The following is an 18,973-nucleotide window of genomic DNA, read 5'->3' as shown; positions in this document are numbered from 1 at the left end:
GCATGACGGAGTAAAAAATATGAATGGCAATAAACCGGGCTATACAGTCCGGTTATTTGTCTTTTTTCACGAAGGAATCCATTTCATAATACCTTTTTAATGAGAGTACGAATTGATTCAAATAGGAAAAAATTTAAATATTTGTGAACGACATCCATACAAGTTGTGATAACATATGGAAAGAAAATGTTAGTACGAACGATATGCAAATCCCAAGCGGATAAGGATGGGGGAAGGCGAATCATGTCCAAAGTGTCAAGCTCGCTCCGCGCATTGCTCTCAACGACCCAGACAAGGCTTGTTTTTGCGCTGACGATTGCGATGTTCGTCATCATACTGGCGGTCAGTCTGACTTCCTATTATACATCCAAATCGGTGCTTCAAAGCGAGCTGAGCGAAATGCATCACCAGCTGCTCAGCGATAAGATGAATTTTATTGAAGACTATATCAAGGATACGGACAGTACGGCTATCAAGATGGCACTGCATTCAGGCGTATATGGATACCTCTCTAAGGATGAACAGATCACGCAAACGGAAATCCGGCAGCTCATTGAGTATTTGAAATATGTGGTCGTTAACTCACCTATAATAGAAAGCGCATACATTTTTAATGAAGATGAGAAAAGCTTTGTATCTTACCCGATGGGCTACAGCTCCCGGTTCAGCACATTTCCAGATTCGGACTGGGTGAGCGTAGGCAGCGAGCTTAAAGAGAAGACCATGCTTGTCAAATCCAGAACGGCAGCAGGCGGGAGCGGCAAGAACGGAACGAACGAAATTACCTATTTTCGAAAAATCGTTGTCCAAGGCGAGATGAAGGGAATCCTTGCCCTGAACTTCAACAAGGCAGAGCTGTTCGCACAGATGAGACCAAGCACGGTTTCGAAGATCAAGAGCGCCCAGTATATTCTCGACAGCGAAGGGAATTTGGTGTATCAGATCGGCAATGCCCACGCTGAGCCGTCCGATATCTATGAGCACACACGGCAGCTGGGAGAGCAAAGATACGATGATGTAGAACTGAATGGTGAGTCGCTGCTGCTTACCCACAATCCTTCTCCTCTGACGGACTGGAGGTATGTATCCATCGCTTCCCAGGACGATTTATTGGCCAATTCCAAGAAGATCCGCAGCGTCGTACTGCTCGTCTCCCTCATTATGCTGGTGCTCGGAGCCTGGCTGATCATTCAGCTTCATGCCGTCACTTTCAAGCCTATTCGCCGGCTGCATTCCCTCCTTAGAAATTATGAACGTGAAGAGAACAGTCTCGATCTTGGCAAGCTTGAGAATATTACCGTCCGGCTCCTGCGGGCACATGAAGATCTGTCTCAGCAAATCCGTCATACCAAGGCAGAGGCCTCATCGAAGTTCGTGCAGGATATTTTCATGGGCAATTTGTCCGGAAGGCGAGAGCTGGAAGCAAGGTGGAATCAATATTTCAAGGAATGGACGAACAGACCGCTTCTTGTCGTACTGATATCCATTGATCGGTATTCGGAATGGGCGGATAAATGGAGTGATAACGATCAGTTCCTATATAAATATGCAATGAACAATATCGCTGAGGAGCTGCTCGCTCCATCCTACCGCAGTGTCAGCGTGGATCTAGGCAAGGATAAGCTGGCTCTAGTGCTCCAGTCCAGTCGGGATAAGGAGGAGCCGATTGAAGCAGAGATCAGCCAAATCTTACCGATGCTGCAGGATATTTTGCAGACTAAGGTGTCGATCGGGATCAGCCATCAGGCAGAGAACGTCATGAAGCTGCAGCGTGCGTATTATGAAGCTGAGAATGCGCTGAGCTATCGATTATATAAAGGGTATGGGACGGTCATTACCTTTGAAGAAGTAGCCTCCCATGAGCGGACCGATTCTGTAGAGGATGAATCCATGGTTTCGGGATTACTACAGGCAGTAGAGACAGGGTCGAAGGAGCAGGCAACTCGAATGTTAAGCAAGCTTGAGGAACAGATGAGGACTGAAGGCTGGTATCCTTCTGAAGTGACGAGTATGCTCACTCATATTCGCCAGCGTCTGTTGAAGCTGGAAGTTTCCAAAGAAGGAGCCGATCCGGAGGAAGCTATTCAGATTCGTCAGCTGCACACGCTTGATCTGCAGGATATGATGGAGCTTCTCTATGAATACACGAGCAGACTGGCTGATCATTTTGCATCGCTCGCTGTCAGTCGGGAGGCCATAATGGTGCAGCAAATGATTGATTTTATGACACGGCATCTGGACGGGAATGTAGGGGTACAGGAAATTGCTTCCTCAGTGCATATCAGTGTCAGCCTGGCCAGCCAGCTGTTCAAGCAAGAGACAGGAGAGACGATTCACGATTATTTCACTAAGTTACGTGTGGAAAAAGCCGGTGAGCTGCTGATCGAGACCGATTATAAACTGGCGGAGATTGCAAGAATGGTCGGTTATCAGCATGAGAACAGCTTCATCCGTGTATTTCGCAAGCTGAAGGATATTACACCGGGAAAATACAGAGAGCATATGAAATACAAAAAATATTCTGTGTAACACATGATGAACCGAAGCTCCACCCTATGAGCAAATACTGCAGAGGGTGGATTTTTCTCTTTATGTCCATATATTGGCGGAATGGTCGATTGCTGATTTAGCCTGTCAGTCGTAAATTGAGGGTGTCCCACGTGGCATTACGACAATAGAAGAGGAAAGGCGGGCGAACATACACATGGCTGACATCACAGCGAAACCGGAGGTGTCTCATTCCACATCGAAACGAGGATCCATTCGTCCTTACCTGCATAATGTCCGCAAGTACTGGATGCTCTACCTCATGGTCCTGCCGGGAATTGTGTATTACATCGTATTCAAATACGTTCCGTTAGCTGGCAGCATTATTACCTTTCAGGATTATCAGATTATGAATGGGATATGGGGCAGTCCCTGGGTCGGCTTCGATAATTTCAAGTTTATTTTTACGTATCCCGATTTCTGGAACGTGCTCCGCAATACGGCTCTCATTGCGCTCTACCAGCTTGTATTCAGCTTCCCGGCGCCCATTATTCTCGCACTGCTATTTAATGAGGTTGCAGGGAGAATCATGAAGCGCACGTATCAGAGCATTTTTTATCTTCCGCATTTCTTGTCCTGGGTCGTTGTGGGCGGTATTGTATTCGAACTGCTGGCCACCGGCGGACTTGTTAACGTAATACGGGGCTGGTTCGGATATGAGCCTGTTCTATTTATGCAGCAGGAGGGGGCTTTCCGGACGATCGTAATTTTGTCAGGGATTTGGAAGGAAGTGGGCTGGGGGACCATTATCTATCTTGCAGCATTGACCGCGATCAATCCCAATCTGTACGAAGCCGCGGTCGTTGACGGTGCGGGCAAATGGAAGCAGGCGATCTATATTACCCTTCCGTCTCTGCTCCCGACCATTACAGTACTGTTCCTGCTGAATATCGGCAACTTCCTGGAGCTTGGATTTGATCAGATATTTAACCTGCTGACGCCAATGACGTATTCGGTAGGAGATATTATCGAGACTTACGTGTATAGGGCAGGGGTGCTCCAGGGACAGTACAGCATGACGACAGCCATTGGTCTGTTCCAGTCCGTCATCGGGTTTATTTTACTCTACATCTTTAATCGGCTTGCGAGAAAAACAGAGCAGGGGTTGTGGTGATGAAAAGTACATTCGGAGAAAAAGTGTTCAAGGTCGTCAATTACACCTTTTTGACAGTGGCTGCATTTACAATGCTCGCACCGCTCGTACAAATGCTGGCCATGTCCTTCAGTTCGCCGATTGCGGCAGATTCAAAGAAAGTATTTTTGTTCCCGGTCGAGTTTACATTGGGGGCTTGGGAATACATTCTGAATCGTCAGGATTTATGGAATTCTTTTGCGGTTACAATCTTCATTACGGTGGTTGGTACGCTGCTCAGTGTATTATTCTCTGTGCTCACCGCTTATCCACTGGCGCATCCGAAGTTCATGATCAAGAGGCATGTCATGCTCGGGATTGTGATCACGATGATATTCAACGCACCGCTTATCCCGTTCTATCTGACCGTCAAATCGCTCGGGATGCTGGATTCCATCTGGGCTCTGATTATTCCGGGACTGATCGGCACATTCAACATGGTCATTATCCGTACCTTTTTCATGGGCATACCTGCTGAATTGTCCGATTCAGCACAGATTGACGGCTGCCATGACTTCAGAGTGTTGTTCCAGATTTTCCTGCCGCTATCCAAGCCCGTACTTGCAACGGTCAGCTTATTCTATGCTGTGGGTTATTGGAACACCTTCCAGCGGGCCATTCTGTTCATCCGTGACCCGAATCTGCATCCACTGCAGGTGAAGCTGAGGGAATATATCGTATCACCAGAAATGCTGACTGTGACGGATATGCTCGGCAGCTTCGATTACAATATTACAACGCTGAAGGCGGCCACCATTATATTTGCGGCGACGCCGATCATTCTGGTATATCCCTTCTTGCAAAAATATTTTGTCAAGGGAGCGATGCTGGGTTCATTAAAGGGCTAGCCCATCCGGCCGCGTAAACTGCTGCATGTGATGAATTCAAAGTCTTGAATATTGCGAATGGAGTAATTGGCGGGTCATATAACTTATTGAAAAGGGGAGATCGCATTTGTGGAATCGTAATCAGTGGACTCATAAAGGATGGACTCGGGCTATCCTGGCATTGACACTAGGGATGACGACGGTACTGGCTGGCTGCAGCGGCAATACGGACACAGGCAGCTCAGCTGCGCCGACCAATCCGGATTATGTCGTGGTGGATGTCTATAAGACGCACCTTAGCAAGGGGAAGCTGCCATCGCCGGATGATGCGCATGTGCAGTATATCGCAGAGAAGACCGGAGTGCAGTATAATCTGCAGACAACCTCGTCAGGCGGCGATCCGGTGGAGAGCATGAACGTGATGATCGCTTCCGGTGATCTGCCGGATATTATGAGACCGGTAGGTGGCGTCGAGCAGACGTTGATCTCACAGAATGGCGCACTTGCGCTCGACGATTTGCTGCCACAGCATGCTCCGAATTTATGGAAGCGCATTCCTCAGGAAGCCTGGGATATAGTACGTTCTGCCTCACCGGATGGCAAGATCTATTATGTTCCCAAAATCTATATGATTCCAGAGCGTGCCCCCATGATTCGTCAGGATTGGCTGGATGCCGTGGGGCTCGACATGCCTACAACACAGGAGGAATACGTCGAAGTATTGAAGGCTTTCCTGAACGAGGATCCTAACGGCAATGGCCAGGCAGACGAAATTCCAACGACAGGCCGCGAGTTCGGGACCTGGATGGATCATCTGTTTGCCATGTATGGCGTGGCCATGTGGGAAGGGAAGCCGGAATGGGACATTTACGACGGCAAGCTGCAATACGCAGGTGTTACACAGAACATGAAGGATGCTATCGTTTTTGTACGTGATTTATACGAACAGAAGCTGCTGGATAACGAGACCTTCCTGAACAAGGGGGAGATCTGGACAGCGAAGATTAACAACAACCTGGTCGGCAGCTGGTATCATCTGCCTGGGAACTTGAAGGATCGGCTGGCCGCGATCCAGACGCTTGCACCAGAAGCCGTCGTCAAGGGAATGCCCATTCCAGTCGTGGAAGGCTATGAAGGCTACGTTACCCAAAAAAGCGTAGGCGAGCCGGAGTGGATGATTCCAAAGATGTCCGAGGACAAGGCTGAGGCTTCGCTGAAGCTGCTTGACTTCTTCTACGATCCGGCGAATGAGGACTTTATCCGATTCGGGATTGAAGGTGTGCAGCATGAGGTCGTGGATGGCAAGAAGCAGCTGCTTCCTGCCGACGACAACACGCCGATTGCGCTCGGCATGCTGAATTACAACACGAAAGAGACGATGGATGTCCGTATTGAGCAGACCTTTCCGGAGGATCAGATCCAGATGGTCAAGGATATCTTTGACGTTGCAACAGCAGATGCCCGCCGTATTGCCGGAGATGGACTTCCTTCGTCAGTATATGAAGGATATCCGGACATACAATCTCACAAGCTGTTCCAGGAATATTTGTCCAAGATTGTAATCGGTGAATGGCCGCTGGAGAAATTTGATGAGTTCGTGGAGCGCTGGAACAGCTCCGGCGGAGAAGAGGTCACGAAGCGGGCGCAGGAATGGTATGAGAAGGTGCAGAGCTACCAGCAGTAACTAAGCGACCATGATAGAGCAGCTGCAGGCTTAATCAATGAGGCCAGGCCGCAATAGCATAGTGCTATATGCTTGCCATGACTTTTAGGTGGCTTTGGCTTCATTGAATGTTTCGCAATAAACACGCTGAGTATCTAAAAAAAGAAGCAGGAGGATTCCTTGTCCTATGCAAAGAATTGATCGCAAATTGCTTGTCACCCGGCATAATCCGGTGCTGCGGCAGGCGGAGACCCTATCACCGCTGTCTGTAGGCAACGGAGAATTTGCCTACACTGTAGATATCACCGGCATGCAGAGCTTCCCGGACGAATATAAGTTTCCGCTAGGAACCCAGTCCAACTGGGGATGGCACAGTACAGGCGGACATGATCTGTATCGATATGAGGACGTAAAGCTTGTCCCATATGAAACGCATGGACGGAAGGTAGGATATGCAACAGGTGCTTCCGGTCAGGAGGAGGTTTTTCACTGGCTGAGACAGAATCCGCATCGGGTCCAGCTTGGTGTAATCGGACTTGAGTTATTCTCTTCAGATGGCGCCCGGATTCAGCTTCAGGACCTTGGCGACATCGAACAAGAGCTTGATTTATGGACGGGAATCATCACTAGCAGGTTCCGTGTGGAGGAAGTACCCGTTACCGTTCTCACAAGCTGTCATGACCGGCTGGATCAGATCGGGTTGACAATAGAATCAGAGCTCATCGAACAAGGCCGGCTATTTGTATCCGTCCGGTTTCCTGCTCCCCACCCGCAGTCCCGCGGCTGGGGCAGCAGTATAGGTCTGAACTGGGAGACAGAAGAAGGGCATAGGACCGAGCTGCATCATGCAGACCAGCATGGAGCTGAGATCAGGCGGATCATGGATGAAGACAAGTATGCAGTAGGGCTTGCTTGGACGGATGGTGAACTTGTTCAGCTCGGCCGGCATGCCTATCGTCTGGTCCCGAACAGCTCCTTGTCGAAGCTGGATTTGACGGTCAGTTATACACCCTCTGTAGATTTGATCGGAGAACTGCATCCGAGTGACACGATCCGATCCTACTCTGCGTCACACTGGGAACAATTCTGGATGAGCGGCGGGGCTATTGAGCTCGCAGACAGCCGTGATCCGCGGGCCTCCGAGCTGGAGCGAAGAATCATCTTGTCCCAATACCAGACAGCGCTGCATTCTGCAGGCTCTCTTCCCCCACAGGAGACCGGGCTTATGTATAATAGCTGGTTTGGTAAGCCCCACCTCGAAATGCACTGGTGGCATGCCGCACACTTTGCCCAGTGGGGGAGAGTTCATCTGCTGGAGCGCAGCCTGTCCTGGTATCAGAAGATTCTGCCAAAGGCACTGGATCTGGCAGTATCGGGGGGCTACACGGGAGCCAGATGGCCGAAGATGGTTGGGCCGGAGGGCGATCAGAGCCCGTCCAGCGTTGCAACACTGCTGATCTGGCAGCAGCCGCATCCGATTGATCTGGCCTATCTGTGCTATCAGGCCAATCCGGGAGAGGCGGTGCTTGAACGGTACAAGGAGATTGTGATGGAAACTGCTGAATTTATGGTTTCCTTCGCGGTGTGGGATGAGCCGGGAGAGCGTTATGTGCTCGGTCCGCCTGTTATTCCTGCACAGGAGAACCACCGGGGCAGCGAGACGATGAATCCCGTCTATGAACTGGAATACTGGCGCCATGGTCTTGAGATTGCTCTCCTGTGGCGGGAGAAGCTGGGATTGCCTGATGAGCCAAGATGGCGGCATGTGATGGAGCATTTGTCTGTACCAATGCCTGTAAACGGTGTATATGAGGCACATGAGCTATGCACGGATACGTATACAAGAGCGAACATGGATCATCCATCCATGCTGGCAGCGCTTGGCGTGCTGCCCGGCAAGCTGATTGACCGGTCTGTCATGCTCTCTACTTTGCACCGAGTAAGGCAAGCCTGGCGTTGGGAAACTTCATGGGGATGGGATTTCCCAACGGCCGCGATGACGGCCGCGAGACTTGGCGAAGGTGAACTCGCCATAGACATGCTGCTCATGGACCAGGTGAAAAATACGTATCTGAAAAGCGGGCACAATTATCAGCGCGATGATCTGCTGGCCTATTTGCCGGGCAACGGAGGACTCCTTGCTGCAGTCGCCCTTATGGCGGCAGGCTGGATTGGCGGACCCGATGGCGAGGCCCCTGGCTTTCCGCAGGATGGTACCTGGACGGTAAGGCATGAGGGACTTGTTCAAAGGCTGTGAGAGTCTTGCAGCTTGAAGGACGAGGAACGAAGAACCTATAGAATGTGTGAAACGATTAAATACATCGTTTTTACTAGAGAAGCTTCATGCATGATAACTCATGCTTGGAGCTTCTTTTTATTGTTGGCGCTCAACTAGGCTCTGTAGATCGTATACCTTGCTTCTATGACGGACATGCACCCCTAAATAAAGTCCAGATGACCTGAACATAATCCAGTATAGCGCTTACATTTTGGAGCTTATAATCTGAGGTGCAAGCAAGTGTATAAGTATAACCATCCATCCTAACATGAATGAGAAGGAAGTGTTGATGTGAAGAAATCACCAATATGGCTAACGCTGACACTACTAGGTTCACTGGCTCTATCAGCATGCAGTTCAGGTTCAACCTCGGCACCTGCCGGGGGCGAAGCTACCGGAGGGGAAGGAACGGAAACGCCTGCTACGACGGACAGCAAGCAGGTTGAAATATTCAGCTGGTGGACCGGTGCCGGAGAAGAAGCAGGTCTCAAGGCACTAATTCAGGTATTTAAGGATAATCAACCGAGCATTGAGGTTATTAATGCCGCTGTTGCCGGCGGAGCAGGAACCAATGCCAAGGCCGTGCTGGCCAGCCGGATGCAAGGGGGAGATCCTCCGGGGACATTTCAGGTACACGGCGGTTCGGAGCTCAATTCGGGCTGGGTTGCAGCCGGCAAGATGGAGCCGCTGAATGATCTGTACGAAGCGGAAGGATGGAACGATAAGTTCCCGCAGGATTTGATCGATCTTGTCAGCAGTGACGGCAGCATCTGGTCTGTACCTGTTAATATCCACCGGGGCAACGTGCTGTGGTACAACAAGAAAGTGTTTGATGACAACGGATTAACGGTGCCGACAACGTTTGATGAGTTCTTTGCGGCGGCGGATGCATTGAAGGCAAAAGGAATTACACCGCTGGCGCTTGGAGACAAGGAGCCTTGGGCGGCAACCCATTTATTTGAGACCGTGCTTCTCGGAACACTCGGTGCCGACGGTTACAGACAATTGTGGACAGGGGACATCAGCTTTGATGATCCGAAGGTGAAGGAAGCGCTCGAGACCTTCAAGAAAATGCTCACCTATGTAAACGAAGACCATGCGGCCCGCAACTGGCAGGATGCTTCCCAGCTCGTATCGAGCGGAGAGGCAGCCATGAACGTGATGGGAGACTGGGCAAAGGGTTATTTCACAGGCGACCTTAAGCTTGAGGTAGGTGTTGATTTCGGCTACGCACCTACACCGGGTACAGATGGCAGCTTCATGGTTATCACAGATACGTTCGGATTACCAACCGGTGTGAAGGACCCCGAGTCGGTGAAGGCATTCCTGAAGGTGCTGGGCTCTGTGGAAGGGCAGGATGCTTTTAATCCGGAGAAAGGATCAATTCCTGCCCGTATTGATGCGGATGTAGAGAAGTACGACGTATACGGCAAGGAGACGATGGAGGATTTCAAGAATGGTGCTCTCACACCAAGCCTTGCGCACGGTTCAGCCGCTTCTGAAGGATTCCTGACACAGGCGAACCAAGTTATTAATATTTTCGTTACCGGCGGAGACGTAGAGCAGGCGGTGCAGGGACTCAAGTCGGCAGCCTCCCAAGGATTGTAATTTGACCTCTCGACAGCCTCCCGGACTTATTTGATCCGGCGAGGCTGTTTTTGAAGTGAAGCTGACGCCAATCTGGCGGCCAATCGCGTAAGCAAAAGGAGCGAATTCAATGGGAACACAATCAACTCTTCGCAAAAAAAGAGTGCCTGATACCGCATGGGGTATCTTGCTGCTCATGCCCTCTCTGATAGCGATCGGTATCTTTGTATATGGTTTCATCAGCTGGACGGGTTATGTATCGCTTAGTAACTGGAATAGTCTTGTAAAGGATTTATCCTTTGCCGGACTCAAGAACTTCGCTTTTCTATTTCAGGACTTCCGGTTTCAATCTGACATCCGCAATACCATCATGTTTACAGTGCTCTTCATATTCGCGTGCTTAGCGATTGGATTGCTGCTCGCGATGCTGGTGAATTCGAAAATTAAAGGAGAAGGCATCTTCCGCAACATTTTTATTTTCCCGATGGCAGTCTCCTTTATCGTAACCGGGGTAGTCTGGCAGTGGCTGCTGAATCCTTCTTCGGGAATTAATATTCTGCTGCAAAATCTCGGTGTATCGAGTCCTCCCAAATGGTATGTGAGTACAGAAATCCTCTCTTTCTTCAAAATGGGTCAGATTGAATTCGGTTTTCCGGCAGCTTTGGTTGCGGTCATCATTGCGGCTGTGTGGCAGATGGCAGGCTATACCATGGCGATGCTGCTCGCCGGACTTCGGGCGATCGGGGAGGATTTGTTCGAAGCTGCACGTGTGGACGGAGCCACAGAGCGCAAGATTTTCACCTCCATTATTTTGCCTCTGCTGAGGCCTGTAATCGTCAGCGCCGTTATTATTCTTGGGCATATTTCCTTGAAAATCTTTGACCTCGTCTATTCGATGACTGGCCCTGGAGCGATGTTTGTCACCGATATGCCTGGTGTTTATATGTTTGAAACGACGTTCCGCGGCAATTTCTATGGCAATGGATCTGCCATTGCCATCCTGCTGCTGCTGTTCGTCTCGTTCCTCATCGTACCTTACCTGATTTCCAGTCGAAAGGGGGACTAGAGAGTGGCACAGAGAAGACTTTCCCGCTTTTTCGTTTACTTGCTGCTTGCTGTGTTTGCCGTTCTGTTTCTGGTTCCGGTCTATGTCGTACTTGTCACCAGCTTCAAATCAATTGATGCAATTACACTGAATCAAATGTGGTCCTTCCCAAAAAGAATAGACCTGTCCGGCTACAGCCAGGCTTTTGCCAGGCTTGCCCCGCATCTGTGGAACAGCATGCTGCTCGTCATTCCGGCAACCGTGCTCTCCGCTCTTCTTGGGTCGCTGAATGGCTATGTGTTTGCCAAATGGCGGTTTAAAGGCTCGGAAACGATCTTTACACTGATTCTGTTCGGTATGTTTATTCCTTACCAGAGCATTCTAATTCCGCTGATTCAATTCATGCAGCAGATTCACCTGTACAATACACTGCCGGGACTTATTTTAGTGCATGTCATTTATGGTCTGCCTATTTCAACGCTGATCTTTCGCAATTTCTACGTGAGCATCCCTAATGAGATTATTGAATCGGCGCAGATTGATGGTACAGGGTTCCTCGGTATATACAGGCATATCATTCTTCCTCTGTCGGTGACAAGCTTTGTGGTCGTTGGCATCTGGCAGTTCACGAACATCTGGAATGAATTCCTGTTTGCCGTCACGCTGACGACGCAGAGCCAGCAGCCCATCATGGTGGCGCTGCAGAATTTGTCCGGCAGTCAGGTTGTCCATTGGAATGTACAGATGGCAGGAGCGGTCCTCGCTGCATTACCTACACTGATTGTATATATACTGCTTGGAAGATATTTTATTAGAGGACTGCTCGCAGGTTCTGTCAAAGGATAGCTTGTTCATATAAATCAAGGATTGCGATTTGTTATGGAAATGATTAAGCTCAGCATAGGGAGCCGCATTAGATAAGAAAGCGGCTCTCTGTAAGAGCTTTTTTAGATTTGATCCATATCAAGCTAAGGGGGGGGCTCCCGCTTGCTCAATTCATGGCTGCGGCCGCATTATATTCTGATTGCCTTGCTGCTTCTACTGACGGTGTCCATATCTTTGACTCATTTTATGAAAGCGCTTCATTATGAATCCGGCATGTCTTCCATTACCCATTCCCATAATCCTGAGATCCATCTGGTACTGATATCACAGGAGCTTGATAATCCCTATTGGCGCCTGATCGAGCATGGAGCAAGAAGTGCAGCGGAGCAAAACCATGCCACGCTCGAGTACATTGGCCCGGTGGAAGCCAGTGTCAGCGAGCAAATTCGGCTGATTGAAATGGCGGTAGCCTCCAAGATCGACGGCATTCTGACCCAAGGGCTTGATGAAGAGCAGTTCGTTTCTATTGTTGACCAGGCCATAGAGTTAGGGATTCCCGTTATCACCATTGATTCCGATGCGCCGGACAGCCGGCGTCTTGCTTATGTGGGCACCGATAATTACGCGGCAGGATTTATGGCTGGCAAAGCGCTCATTCAGGATACGGGCGGGAACGCAAACGTCGGGATTGTCACCGGCAGCTTCCATGCTGCTAATCTGAAGGAGCGCGTCCGCGGCTTTTTGGATGCGGTGAAACGGGAGGACGGTATCCGTATCCTAGACATGAAAGAATCGAACATCGACCGGATTGGCTCCGCGTCCGCAGCGTATACGATGTCCAGGGAGCATGAAGCGCTGGATACGTTTGTCGGTACTAGTGCCCTGGATGCGATGGGGATCGCTCAAATGCTGAATGACAGGAGTCAGGATTCGCATGCCAGCGAGCATAAAGATATTCGAGTATTCGGCTTTGATGACCTTCCGGAAACGATAGAGCTCATTGACAAGGGCATTGTTTCTGCATCCATTGTACAGAAGCCCTATCAAATGGGAGCGGAGGGTGTAGAGCTTATGCTGGACTATCTGGGAGGCGAGCGGATTGTCAGTGTGTATAACACGGATGCCCGCATTATTCGAAAGGAAGATCTATCGATGTACAAGGGAGGGAACGGAGGTTTATGATCCACATCAAAACAAAGCTGATGCTGTTCTTCACTGTGCTGATCGTCCTCTTATCTGCTCTTGCCTTGTATTTGTATCAGAATAACAGCAATTCTCTTACGCAGTATGATCAGATATTGAAACGGTTCTTTCTGCTCAACGAAATCAATCAGCGTACGGTGCAGGTTAACGGCTCCATTCAGACTTTTGTGCAAAGCTCTGCTTCTGATCAGGGGCTGCTTGAGAATTATGAAAGACAGGCACATGAGCTTGGACACTTGAATGAAACACTGCTGGCGGAGATTGAGAACGATATGAATTATGTGCTCGTGAAGAATTATAGCAATATGATAACGAGCTTCTTGGAACAAGGCAGACAAACCATCAATCAGGCTCAAGGGACAGATCTGGCCGCTTACTATGAACGGATGACGCAAACGGACCGGACTGCCGGGTTCATCCAGGATACGACGCTTACGCTAATCAACAGCGAGCTGTCCAATTACCAGACTTTTTATGACATGATGAATGCGAAGAATGAACATCTGCAAAAAATGGCCGTGTATGCTTTTTTGGCTGCTGCACTATTATGCACACTGTTTACGTTCTGGTTCTCCGAAGGGATAACGAATCCTATTCGCCGATTATCCACGGCCGCGAAGCAAATTTCACGCGGTAATCTGGCGGTAGGCGATATAAAGGTGAACAGTCGGGATGAGCTGCAGTTTCTGGCAGAGACATTTAACGGGATGTGCGCGAATATTCGTCAGCTTGTGGTAGAAATGAAGCAAAAATCAGAGCTTGATGCGCTCGTCAAAAAAATGGAGATTCGAAGTCTCCAAAACCAGATCAATCCGCATTTTCTGTTCAATACACTCAATATGGTATCCAAAATGGCTTACGTGGAAGGGGCGGAGAAGACTAGTGACCTGGTGGATTCCATTTCGACACTGCTGAGGTACAATCTGAAAAAGATGCATCACGATGTGGTGCTGAGGGATGAGATCGCGATTGTGAGGGAGTATTTTTACATTCAACAAATGAGATTCGGAGGGCGGATTCGCTTCTCGGAGACGATTGATGAGTCCTGCCTGGGCTATGTGGTGCCTTCCTTGACGATCCAGCCGCTGATCGAAAACAGCTTTGTACATGGAATAGAGTCTTGTGAGGATGGAGGAGAACTGTCACTGCATATTTATAGACACGGCGGCTTGGTCATGGTGGAGATTCGGGATAACGGAGCCGGCATGAGAGAAGAACAGATAATGAAGCTGCTCGGCCGATCTGTGTTCCCAGAGGATGAAGCAGCAGAAGAGTATACAGGAAAGAAAGAGCAGTCTTGGTCGGAAAGTCCGTCCTCACCACCATCGTCTAGTGGTATTGGTCTTACGAATGTGCTGAAACGGCTGCAGCTATATTATCAGCGGGAAGACGTCATGGATATTGAATCCGCCCCGGGACAGGGAACGATCATAAGGTTGAAGCTGCCTTGCGCGAAGGAGGAGAAAGCCGTCTATGTTCAAAATGCTTATTGCCGATGATGAACAGATTGAACGCAGCGCCCTCAGGATGATCGTGGAGAGAAATCTGCCCGATGTCGAGGTCGTGGGTGAAGCGGAGAACGGAAGAATGGCCATTGAAATGGCGCAAAGGCTGCTGCCTGATTTGGTTACGATGGACATTAAGATGCCGGGTACAGACGGAATTGAAGCTGTATCGGTATTGTATAACCTTCTGCCTGACATGAAGGTGATCATGGTCTCGGCCTTTGACGAATTCGAGTATGCGCGCTGTGTCATGAAATACGGAGTTAAGGAGTACCTCTTGAAGCCCTGCAAGAAAGAGCAAATCGTAAGTGCGATTAAAGCAGTGATGAAGGATATTGATGAGGAGAGACGTGAGCTGTCACAAATGAATGCGCTGAGGCATCAGGCAGAACAGACCAAAGCGCTGCTTGAAATAGATTGGGTGTCCTCTATCTGTCAATCACGGACACTTGGCGCAGAGCTAACCGAATGGCAGCAAGCAGCAGGCATCCCTGCAGATTCAGCCGGATATGCCTGTGTACTGAAGGTCGCTGTGGATCAGGAGAGCGGGCAAGCAGAGCTTACTCGAATCCAGCAATGGGCACGAAACCGCATATCAGTATATGGATTCTGTCATGCAGGACCTTTTATTGGACAGCATCTTCCGCTGCTGCTGTTTCCTGAACGGCTGAGGAATGAAAGTGGCATATCTGTTCGCTCAAGAGCTGCTCATCTAACTAGGAGCCTGTTGCAGGAAGCGCAGCGCATGTTTCCTTCAAGCGGAATGACCGCGGGCATCGGAACGCTGAAATTCAGCAGGGAAGGATGGATGAGATCTTATCACGAGGCTGTGCTCGCTTCTAGTGAACCGCGTTTCTTCTGCAGCTGTTTCTATGAGGATCTGCCCGCAGGGAATGAGGAGTCGTACCCTTATCCTCATGCTTGTGAGCAGCAGTTACTGCTTATGATAGGACGTGGCAACGTGGAGGAGGCGAAGGGCATGTTTCAGCAGTACTTGAACGAGCTGCTTGAAATGACAAGGTATCAGCTGGCAAGGGTTCAGCATGATCTGCACAAGCTGTTTGCTCAAATACTTAACCAGGCGAAGGAGAAGGGAATATCTCTCCCTAAGCTTGGCGGATTTCAAGATATAAATGACGTCGAAGATTTACGCGGGCATGCTATATTTCAATTTGATATTGTACTGGAAGCGCTGGACACATGGTATATGGATGAGCACAGAGGCAGTATAGAAAAAGCAAAGGCATATATAGCTGAGCACTACAGCAGGGAGCTGTCACTTGAGGAGGTCGCTGATATCGCGGGGCTGAATCCCCATTATTTCAGTAAGATTTTTCATGAGAGGTGCGGCATTACCTTCATTGATTATTTGACGGGAATCCGAATCGAAAAAGCTCGGGAGCTGCTCGGAGATCCCAGTCATATATTGAAGGACATTAGTCAGAGAATTGGATACAGGGATCCCAATTATTTCAGCCGTGTCTTCAAGAAGATGGTTGGCATGTCGCCTTCCGATTATCGGAGTGCTGCACTTAAAGAATGCTAGGCTTACGAGCAGAAGATGAAACGAAGGACACGAGAATATCGTGTCCTTTTTTAGCGGATGCCAAGACTACCCTTCGTAACGTACTTGCATGACAGTATGAATTTTATGAAGCGAGCACGGAAACCAACCTTCATTCATAGATTATGGAGATTTCACTCTCTGAAACACATATGAGAACAAGTTCAATATTGCTATATAAAACGGGTAGAAGATCAGCATGCCAAGGACAATAAGTCCTACAGCGGGTCCTGGATCATCGGCAGGATGGGTGATGGGAAACAGCGTAACCATTACATAAGTAAAGCCGATAAAATAAGGTATCCACAGCAGAACAGTCCAATAATTAGCCTTCCTCAGGCCAAGCCATCTGACGTTTAGGTAACAGAAAAGGGCAGAGAACAGCAGTGATACTCCAAGGCTGCTCCAGTCAACTGCTTGATTCACGATATCCATTTCCCAGTTCTTAAGCCTCGCAATTCGATAAAAATTACCGAGACTTTGAACGAGATAGAAGATCAGCAGCGCGTACATAGCACTCATTATATTAAGCTTAAGTATGTATTTCATGGATTTACCTCCTAAATGAAGGATCGAGCCTATTTTAAACGAAGTAATACATGATTTGGTTACAAATCTGACAGTATCCAGTAGATGAAAATGATCGGATTAGCTTTATTCAGATAATTAATTATGCTGATTACTACAAGAACTGAATCTAAACTTGACATCAATTTTTCGGATATGATATATAAGTAGAAGAGTTAGCACTCTAAGGTTTAGAGTGCTAAAAATTTGAGCAGCGACGCTCATAGAATAGAAGGGAGACTAATCATGGCAACAAAGCAGTTTAAGGCGGAATCCAAGCGCTTGCTGGAGATGATGGTTAACTCTATTTACACACAAAAGGAAATTTTTCTAAGAGAGCTTATTTCCAACGCCAGTGATGCGATCGACAAGATGTACTACAAAGCATTGGTAGAGGATCAACTGACTTTTAATAACGAAGATTATTTCATCAAAATTACGGCAGATAAAGAAAACCGCATGCTCACCATTTCTGACACAGGGATTGGGATGACTCAGGAGGAGCTGGAGAACAACCTGGGGATCATTGCGAACAGTGGATCTTTTGCGTTCAAGAATGAGAATGAGCTGAAGGACGGCCATAATATTATTGGTCAATTCGGGGTCGGCTTCTATTCTGCGTTCATGGTTGCTGATGAGATTACCGTCATTACCAAGGCTTGGGGCAGCGATCAGGCCTATAAATGGCAGTCTCAGGGCGCAGATGGATACACGATTGAACCGGCTGACAAAGACAGTGTGGGCACCGATATCCTTCTTCACATTAGAGAGAATACGGAAGAGGATTCTTATGATGAGTTCCTTGAGGAGTATCGTCTTAGAACGATCATCAAGAAATATTCCGATTTCATTCGTTATCCGATCAAGATGGACGTGAAGACACAGAAGCCGAAGGAAGATGCAGAGAACGAATTTGAGGAAGTTACCGAAGAGCAAACCGTAAACAGCATGGTTCCGATCTGGCGCAAGAACAAGAGTGAGCTGACAGATGAAGACTATGAGAACTTCTATTTCGAAAAACGCTACGGCTTCGACAAGCCGCTGAAGCACGTACATATCAGTGCGGATGGTGCCGTTGTGTACAACGCCATTCTGTTTATCCCGGAAAAAACACCGTTCGACTATTACACCAAGGAATATGAGAAAGGTCTTGAGCTCTACTCCAACGGCGTACTGATTATGGATAAATGCGGGGACCTGCTGCCGGATTACTTCAGCTTTGTCAAAGGGATGGTCGATTCCGAGGATCTGTCCTTGAACATTTCCCGCGAGCTGCTGCAGCATGATCGTCAATTGAAGCTGATTGCAAAGAATATTAAGAACAAGATCAAATCTGCGCTCCAGTCCATGATGAAGGATGAGCGTGAGCATTATGAGAAGTTCTACGAATCGTTTGGCAGACAGCTTAAATTTGGAGTATACAACGATTACGGCATGAACAAGGGCGATCTTCAGGACCTCCTGCTGTTCTATTCTTCGAAGGAGCAGAAGCTGGTCAGCCTGGCTGAATACGTCTCCCGTATGCCGGAAGATCAGAAGTATATTTACTATGCAACAGGCGAATCCGTACAGCGTATCGAACGCCTGCCGCAAACGGAGCTCGTTGCGGATAAAGGATATGAAATTCTCTATTTCACAGACGATGTGGATGAATTCGCCATCAAGATGCTGATGAGCTACCAGGAGAAAGAATTCCGTTCTGTATCGAGTGGTGATCTTGGATTCGAAGCGGATGCCAGTGAAGAGGAAGCCGAAGCGAAGGAGTCCGAGAACAAGGAATTGTTTGAGAAAATGCAGGAGCTATTGGGCGGCAAAGTGAAGAGTGTCAAAGCTTCTAAGCGTCTCAAATCCCATCCGGTCTGCTTATCCGCCGATGGTGAAATCACCATCGAGATGGAGAAAGTGCTGAATGCGATGCCGAATGCGAACGGCCAGCAGGTCAAAGCCGACAAAGTGCTGGAGATTAATGCGAATCATGATGTGTTCAGCGCATTGAAGCAGGCATATGAGAATGATCAAGATAAATTTGCTGTGTACACCAGCGTACTGTACAATCAGGCACTGCTGATTGAAGGTCTTCAGGTTGAAGATCCAGTCGCGTTCACGAACGATATCTGCAAAATCATGGCGTAAGGTTTACTACAGCCCCATGCCACGGTAAAATGAAATGAGAACAGAGGTTTCTGTTCTCATTTTTCTATTTTAAGGAGAACTACGTATGCTAATTCAG

General features: G+C 48.6%; 13 protein-coding genes. 12 read left to right on the top strand and 1 reads right to left on the bottom strand.

Going from position 1 to position 18,973, the window contains the following annotated elements; all coding sequences use genetic code 11:
• Positions 1–243: 243 nt before the first annotated feature.
• The 11 genes from ACFQ3J_RS15420 to ACFQ3J_RS15370 all read left to right on the top strand — a co-directional run bounded on the left by ACFQ3J_RS15420 (position 244) and on the right by ACFQ3J_RS15370 (position 16,158).
• The gene (locus ACFQ3J_RS15420) at positions 244–2,529 is read left to right on the top strand and encodes a helix-turn-helix domain-containing protein (RefSeq protein WP_251582525.1); all 2,286 of its coding nucleotides are present in this window, start codon (positions 244–246) and stop codon (positions 2,527–2,529) included.
• Between the two features lie 268 nt (positions 2,530–2,797).
• Complete coding sequence (locus tag ACFQ3J_RS15415; RefSeq protein WP_244533584.1) at positions 2,798–3,661, top strand: ABC transporter permease; 864 nt, start codon at positions 2,798–2,800, stop codon at positions 3,659–3,661.
• Positions 3,661–4,527 (top strand): carbohydrate ABC transporter permease, encoded by an 867-nt coding sequence (locus tag ACFQ3J_RS15410; protein ID WP_091160369.1) that lies wholly within the window; start codon positions 3,661–3,663, stop codon positions 4,525–4,527. The genes ACFQ3J_RS15415 and ACFQ3J_RS15410 overlap by 1 nt, the downstream gene beginning before the upstream one ends.
• Positions 4,528–4,699: 172 nt before the next feature.
• Entirely contained in the window at positions 4,700–6,190 is a 1,491-nt protein-coding gene (locus ACFQ3J_RS15405) for an extracellular solute-binding protein (protein WP_091160606.1), read from the top strand.
• 166 nt (positions 6,191–6,356) lie between these two features.
• Positions 6,357–8,426 carry a glycoside hydrolase family 65 gene (locus ACFQ3J_RS15400; protein WP_251582524.1) on the top strand — a complete coding sequence of 690 codons (2,070 nt, stop codon included), beginning with the start codon at positions 6,357–6,359 and terminating at the stop codon, positions 8,424–8,426.
• 312 nt (positions 8,427–8,738) lie between these two features.
• On the top strand, positions 8,739–10,055 hold the full coding sequence (locus tag ACFQ3J_RS15395) for an ABC transporter substrate-binding protein (RefSeq protein ID WP_251582523.1): 1,317 nt from the start codon (positions 8,739–8,741) through the stop codon (positions 10,053–10,055).
• Between the two features lie 109 nt (positions 10,056–10,164).
• Positions 10,165–11,100 carry a carbohydrate ABC transporter permease gene (locus ACFQ3J_RS15390; protein ID WP_251582522.1) on the top strand — a complete coding sequence of 312 codons (936 nt, stop codon included), beginning with the start codon at positions 10,165–10,167 and terminating at the stop codon, positions 11,098–11,100.
• A gap of 3 nt (positions 11,101–11,103) precedes the next feature.
• Positions 11,104–11,925 carry a carbohydrate ABC transporter permease gene (locus ACFQ3J_RS15385; RefSeq protein ID WP_091160363.1) on the top strand — a complete coding sequence of 274 codons (822 nt, stop codon included), beginning with the start codon at positions 11,104–11,106 and terminating at the stop codon, positions 11,923–11,925.
• A gap of 141 nt (positions 11,926–12,066) precedes the next feature.
• Positions 12,067–13,086 (top strand): sugar-binding protein, encoded by a 1,020-nt coding sequence (locus ACFQ3J_RS15380; protein WP_251582521.1) that lies wholly within the window; start codon positions 12,067–12,069, stop codon positions 13,084–13,086.
• A complete protein-coding gene (locus tag ACFQ3J_RS15375; RefSeq protein WP_251582519.1) occupies positions 13,083–14,606 on the top strand; it encodes a sensor histidine kinase in 1,524 nt (507 codons plus the stop codon). The genes ACFQ3J_RS15380 and ACFQ3J_RS15375 overlap by 4 nt, the downstream gene beginning before the upstream one ends.
• Positions 14,581–16,158 carry a response regulator gene (locus tag ACFQ3J_RS15370; protein WP_251582517.1) on the top strand — a complete coding sequence of 526 codons (1,578 nt, stop codon included), beginning with the start codon at positions 14,581–14,583 and terminating at the stop codon, positions 16,156–16,158. The genes ACFQ3J_RS15375 and ACFQ3J_RS15370 overlap by 26 nt, the downstream gene beginning before the upstream one ends.
• Before the next feature lie 141 nt (positions 16,159–16,299).
• Here the strand turns inward: ACFQ3J_RS15370 and ACFQ3J_RS15365 are convergent, their stop codons facing one another.
• Positions 16,300–16,725: a hypothetical protein gene (locus ACFQ3J_RS15365; protein ID WP_251582515.1), complete on the bottom strand. Its 426-nt coding sequence runs from the start codon at positions 16,723–16,725 to the stop codon at positions 16,300–16,302.
• A 264-nt stretch (positions 16,726–16,989) separates the two neighbouring features.
• Between ACFQ3J_RS15365 and htpG the strand changes: the two genes are divergently transcribed.
• Positions 16,990–18,876 (top strand): molecular chaperone HtpG, encoded by a 1,887-nt coding sequence (gene htpG / locus ACFQ3J_RS15360; RefSeq protein ID WP_251582513.1) that lies wholly within the window; start codon positions 16,990–16,992, stop codon positions 18,874–18,876.
• The last annotated feature ends 97 nt before the right edge of the window (positions 18,877–18,973 follow it).

Source organism: Paenibacillus provencensis, from assembly GCF_042678545.1.
GTDB classification, from domain to species: domain Bacteria; phylum Bacillota; class Bacilli; order Paenibacillales; family Paenibacillaceae; genus Paenibacillus; species Paenibacillus provencensis.
Note: the sequence above shows the minus strand (reverse complement) of the source record. Positions and strands in the feature narration are given on the sequence as shown.

Excerpts from the sequence above, each read along its gene's own strand:
- ACFQ3J_RS15420 (WP_251582525.1), top strand. The coding sequence starts at position 244 with ATGTCCAAAGTGTCAAGCTCGCTCCGCGCATTGCTCTCAACGACCCAG.
- ACFQ3J_RS15415 (WP_244533584.1), top strand. The coding sequence starts at position 2,798 with ATGCTCTACCTCATGGTCCTGCCGGGAATTGTGTATTACATCGTATTC.
- ACFQ3J_RS15410 (WP_091160369.1), top strand. The coding sequence starts at position 3,661 with ATGAAAAGTACATTCGGAGAAAAAGTGTTCAAGGTCGTCAATTACACC.
- ACFQ3J_RS15405 (WP_091160606.1), top strand. The coding sequence starts at position 4,700 with ATGACGACGGTACTGGCTGGCTGCAGCGGCAATACGGACACAGGCAGC.
- ACFQ3J_RS15400 (WP_251582524.1), top strand. The coding sequence starts at position 6,357 with ATGCAAAGAATTGATCGCAAATTGCTTGTCACCCGGCATAATCCGGTG.
- ACFQ3J_RS15390 (WP_251582522.1), top strand. The coding sequence starts at position 10,165 with ATGGGAACACAATCAACTCTTCGCAAAAAAAGAGTGCCTGATACCGCA.
- ACFQ3J_RS15375 (WP_251582519.1), top strand. The coding sequence starts at position 13,083 with ATGATCCACATCAAAACAAAGCTGATGCTGTTCTTCACTGTGCTGATC.
- ACFQ3J_RS15370 (WP_251582517.1), top strand. The coding sequence starts at position 14,581 with ATGTTCAAAATGCTTATTGCCGATGATGAACAGATTGAACGCAGCGCC.
- ACFQ3J_RS15365 (WP_251582515.1), bottom strand. The coding sequence starts at position 16,725 with ATGAAATACATACTTAAGCTTAATATAATGAGTGCTATGTACGCGCTG.
- htpG (WP_251582513.1), top strand. The coding sequence starts at position 16,990 with ATGGCAACAAAGCAGTTTAAGGCGGAATCCAAGCGCTTGCTGGAGATG.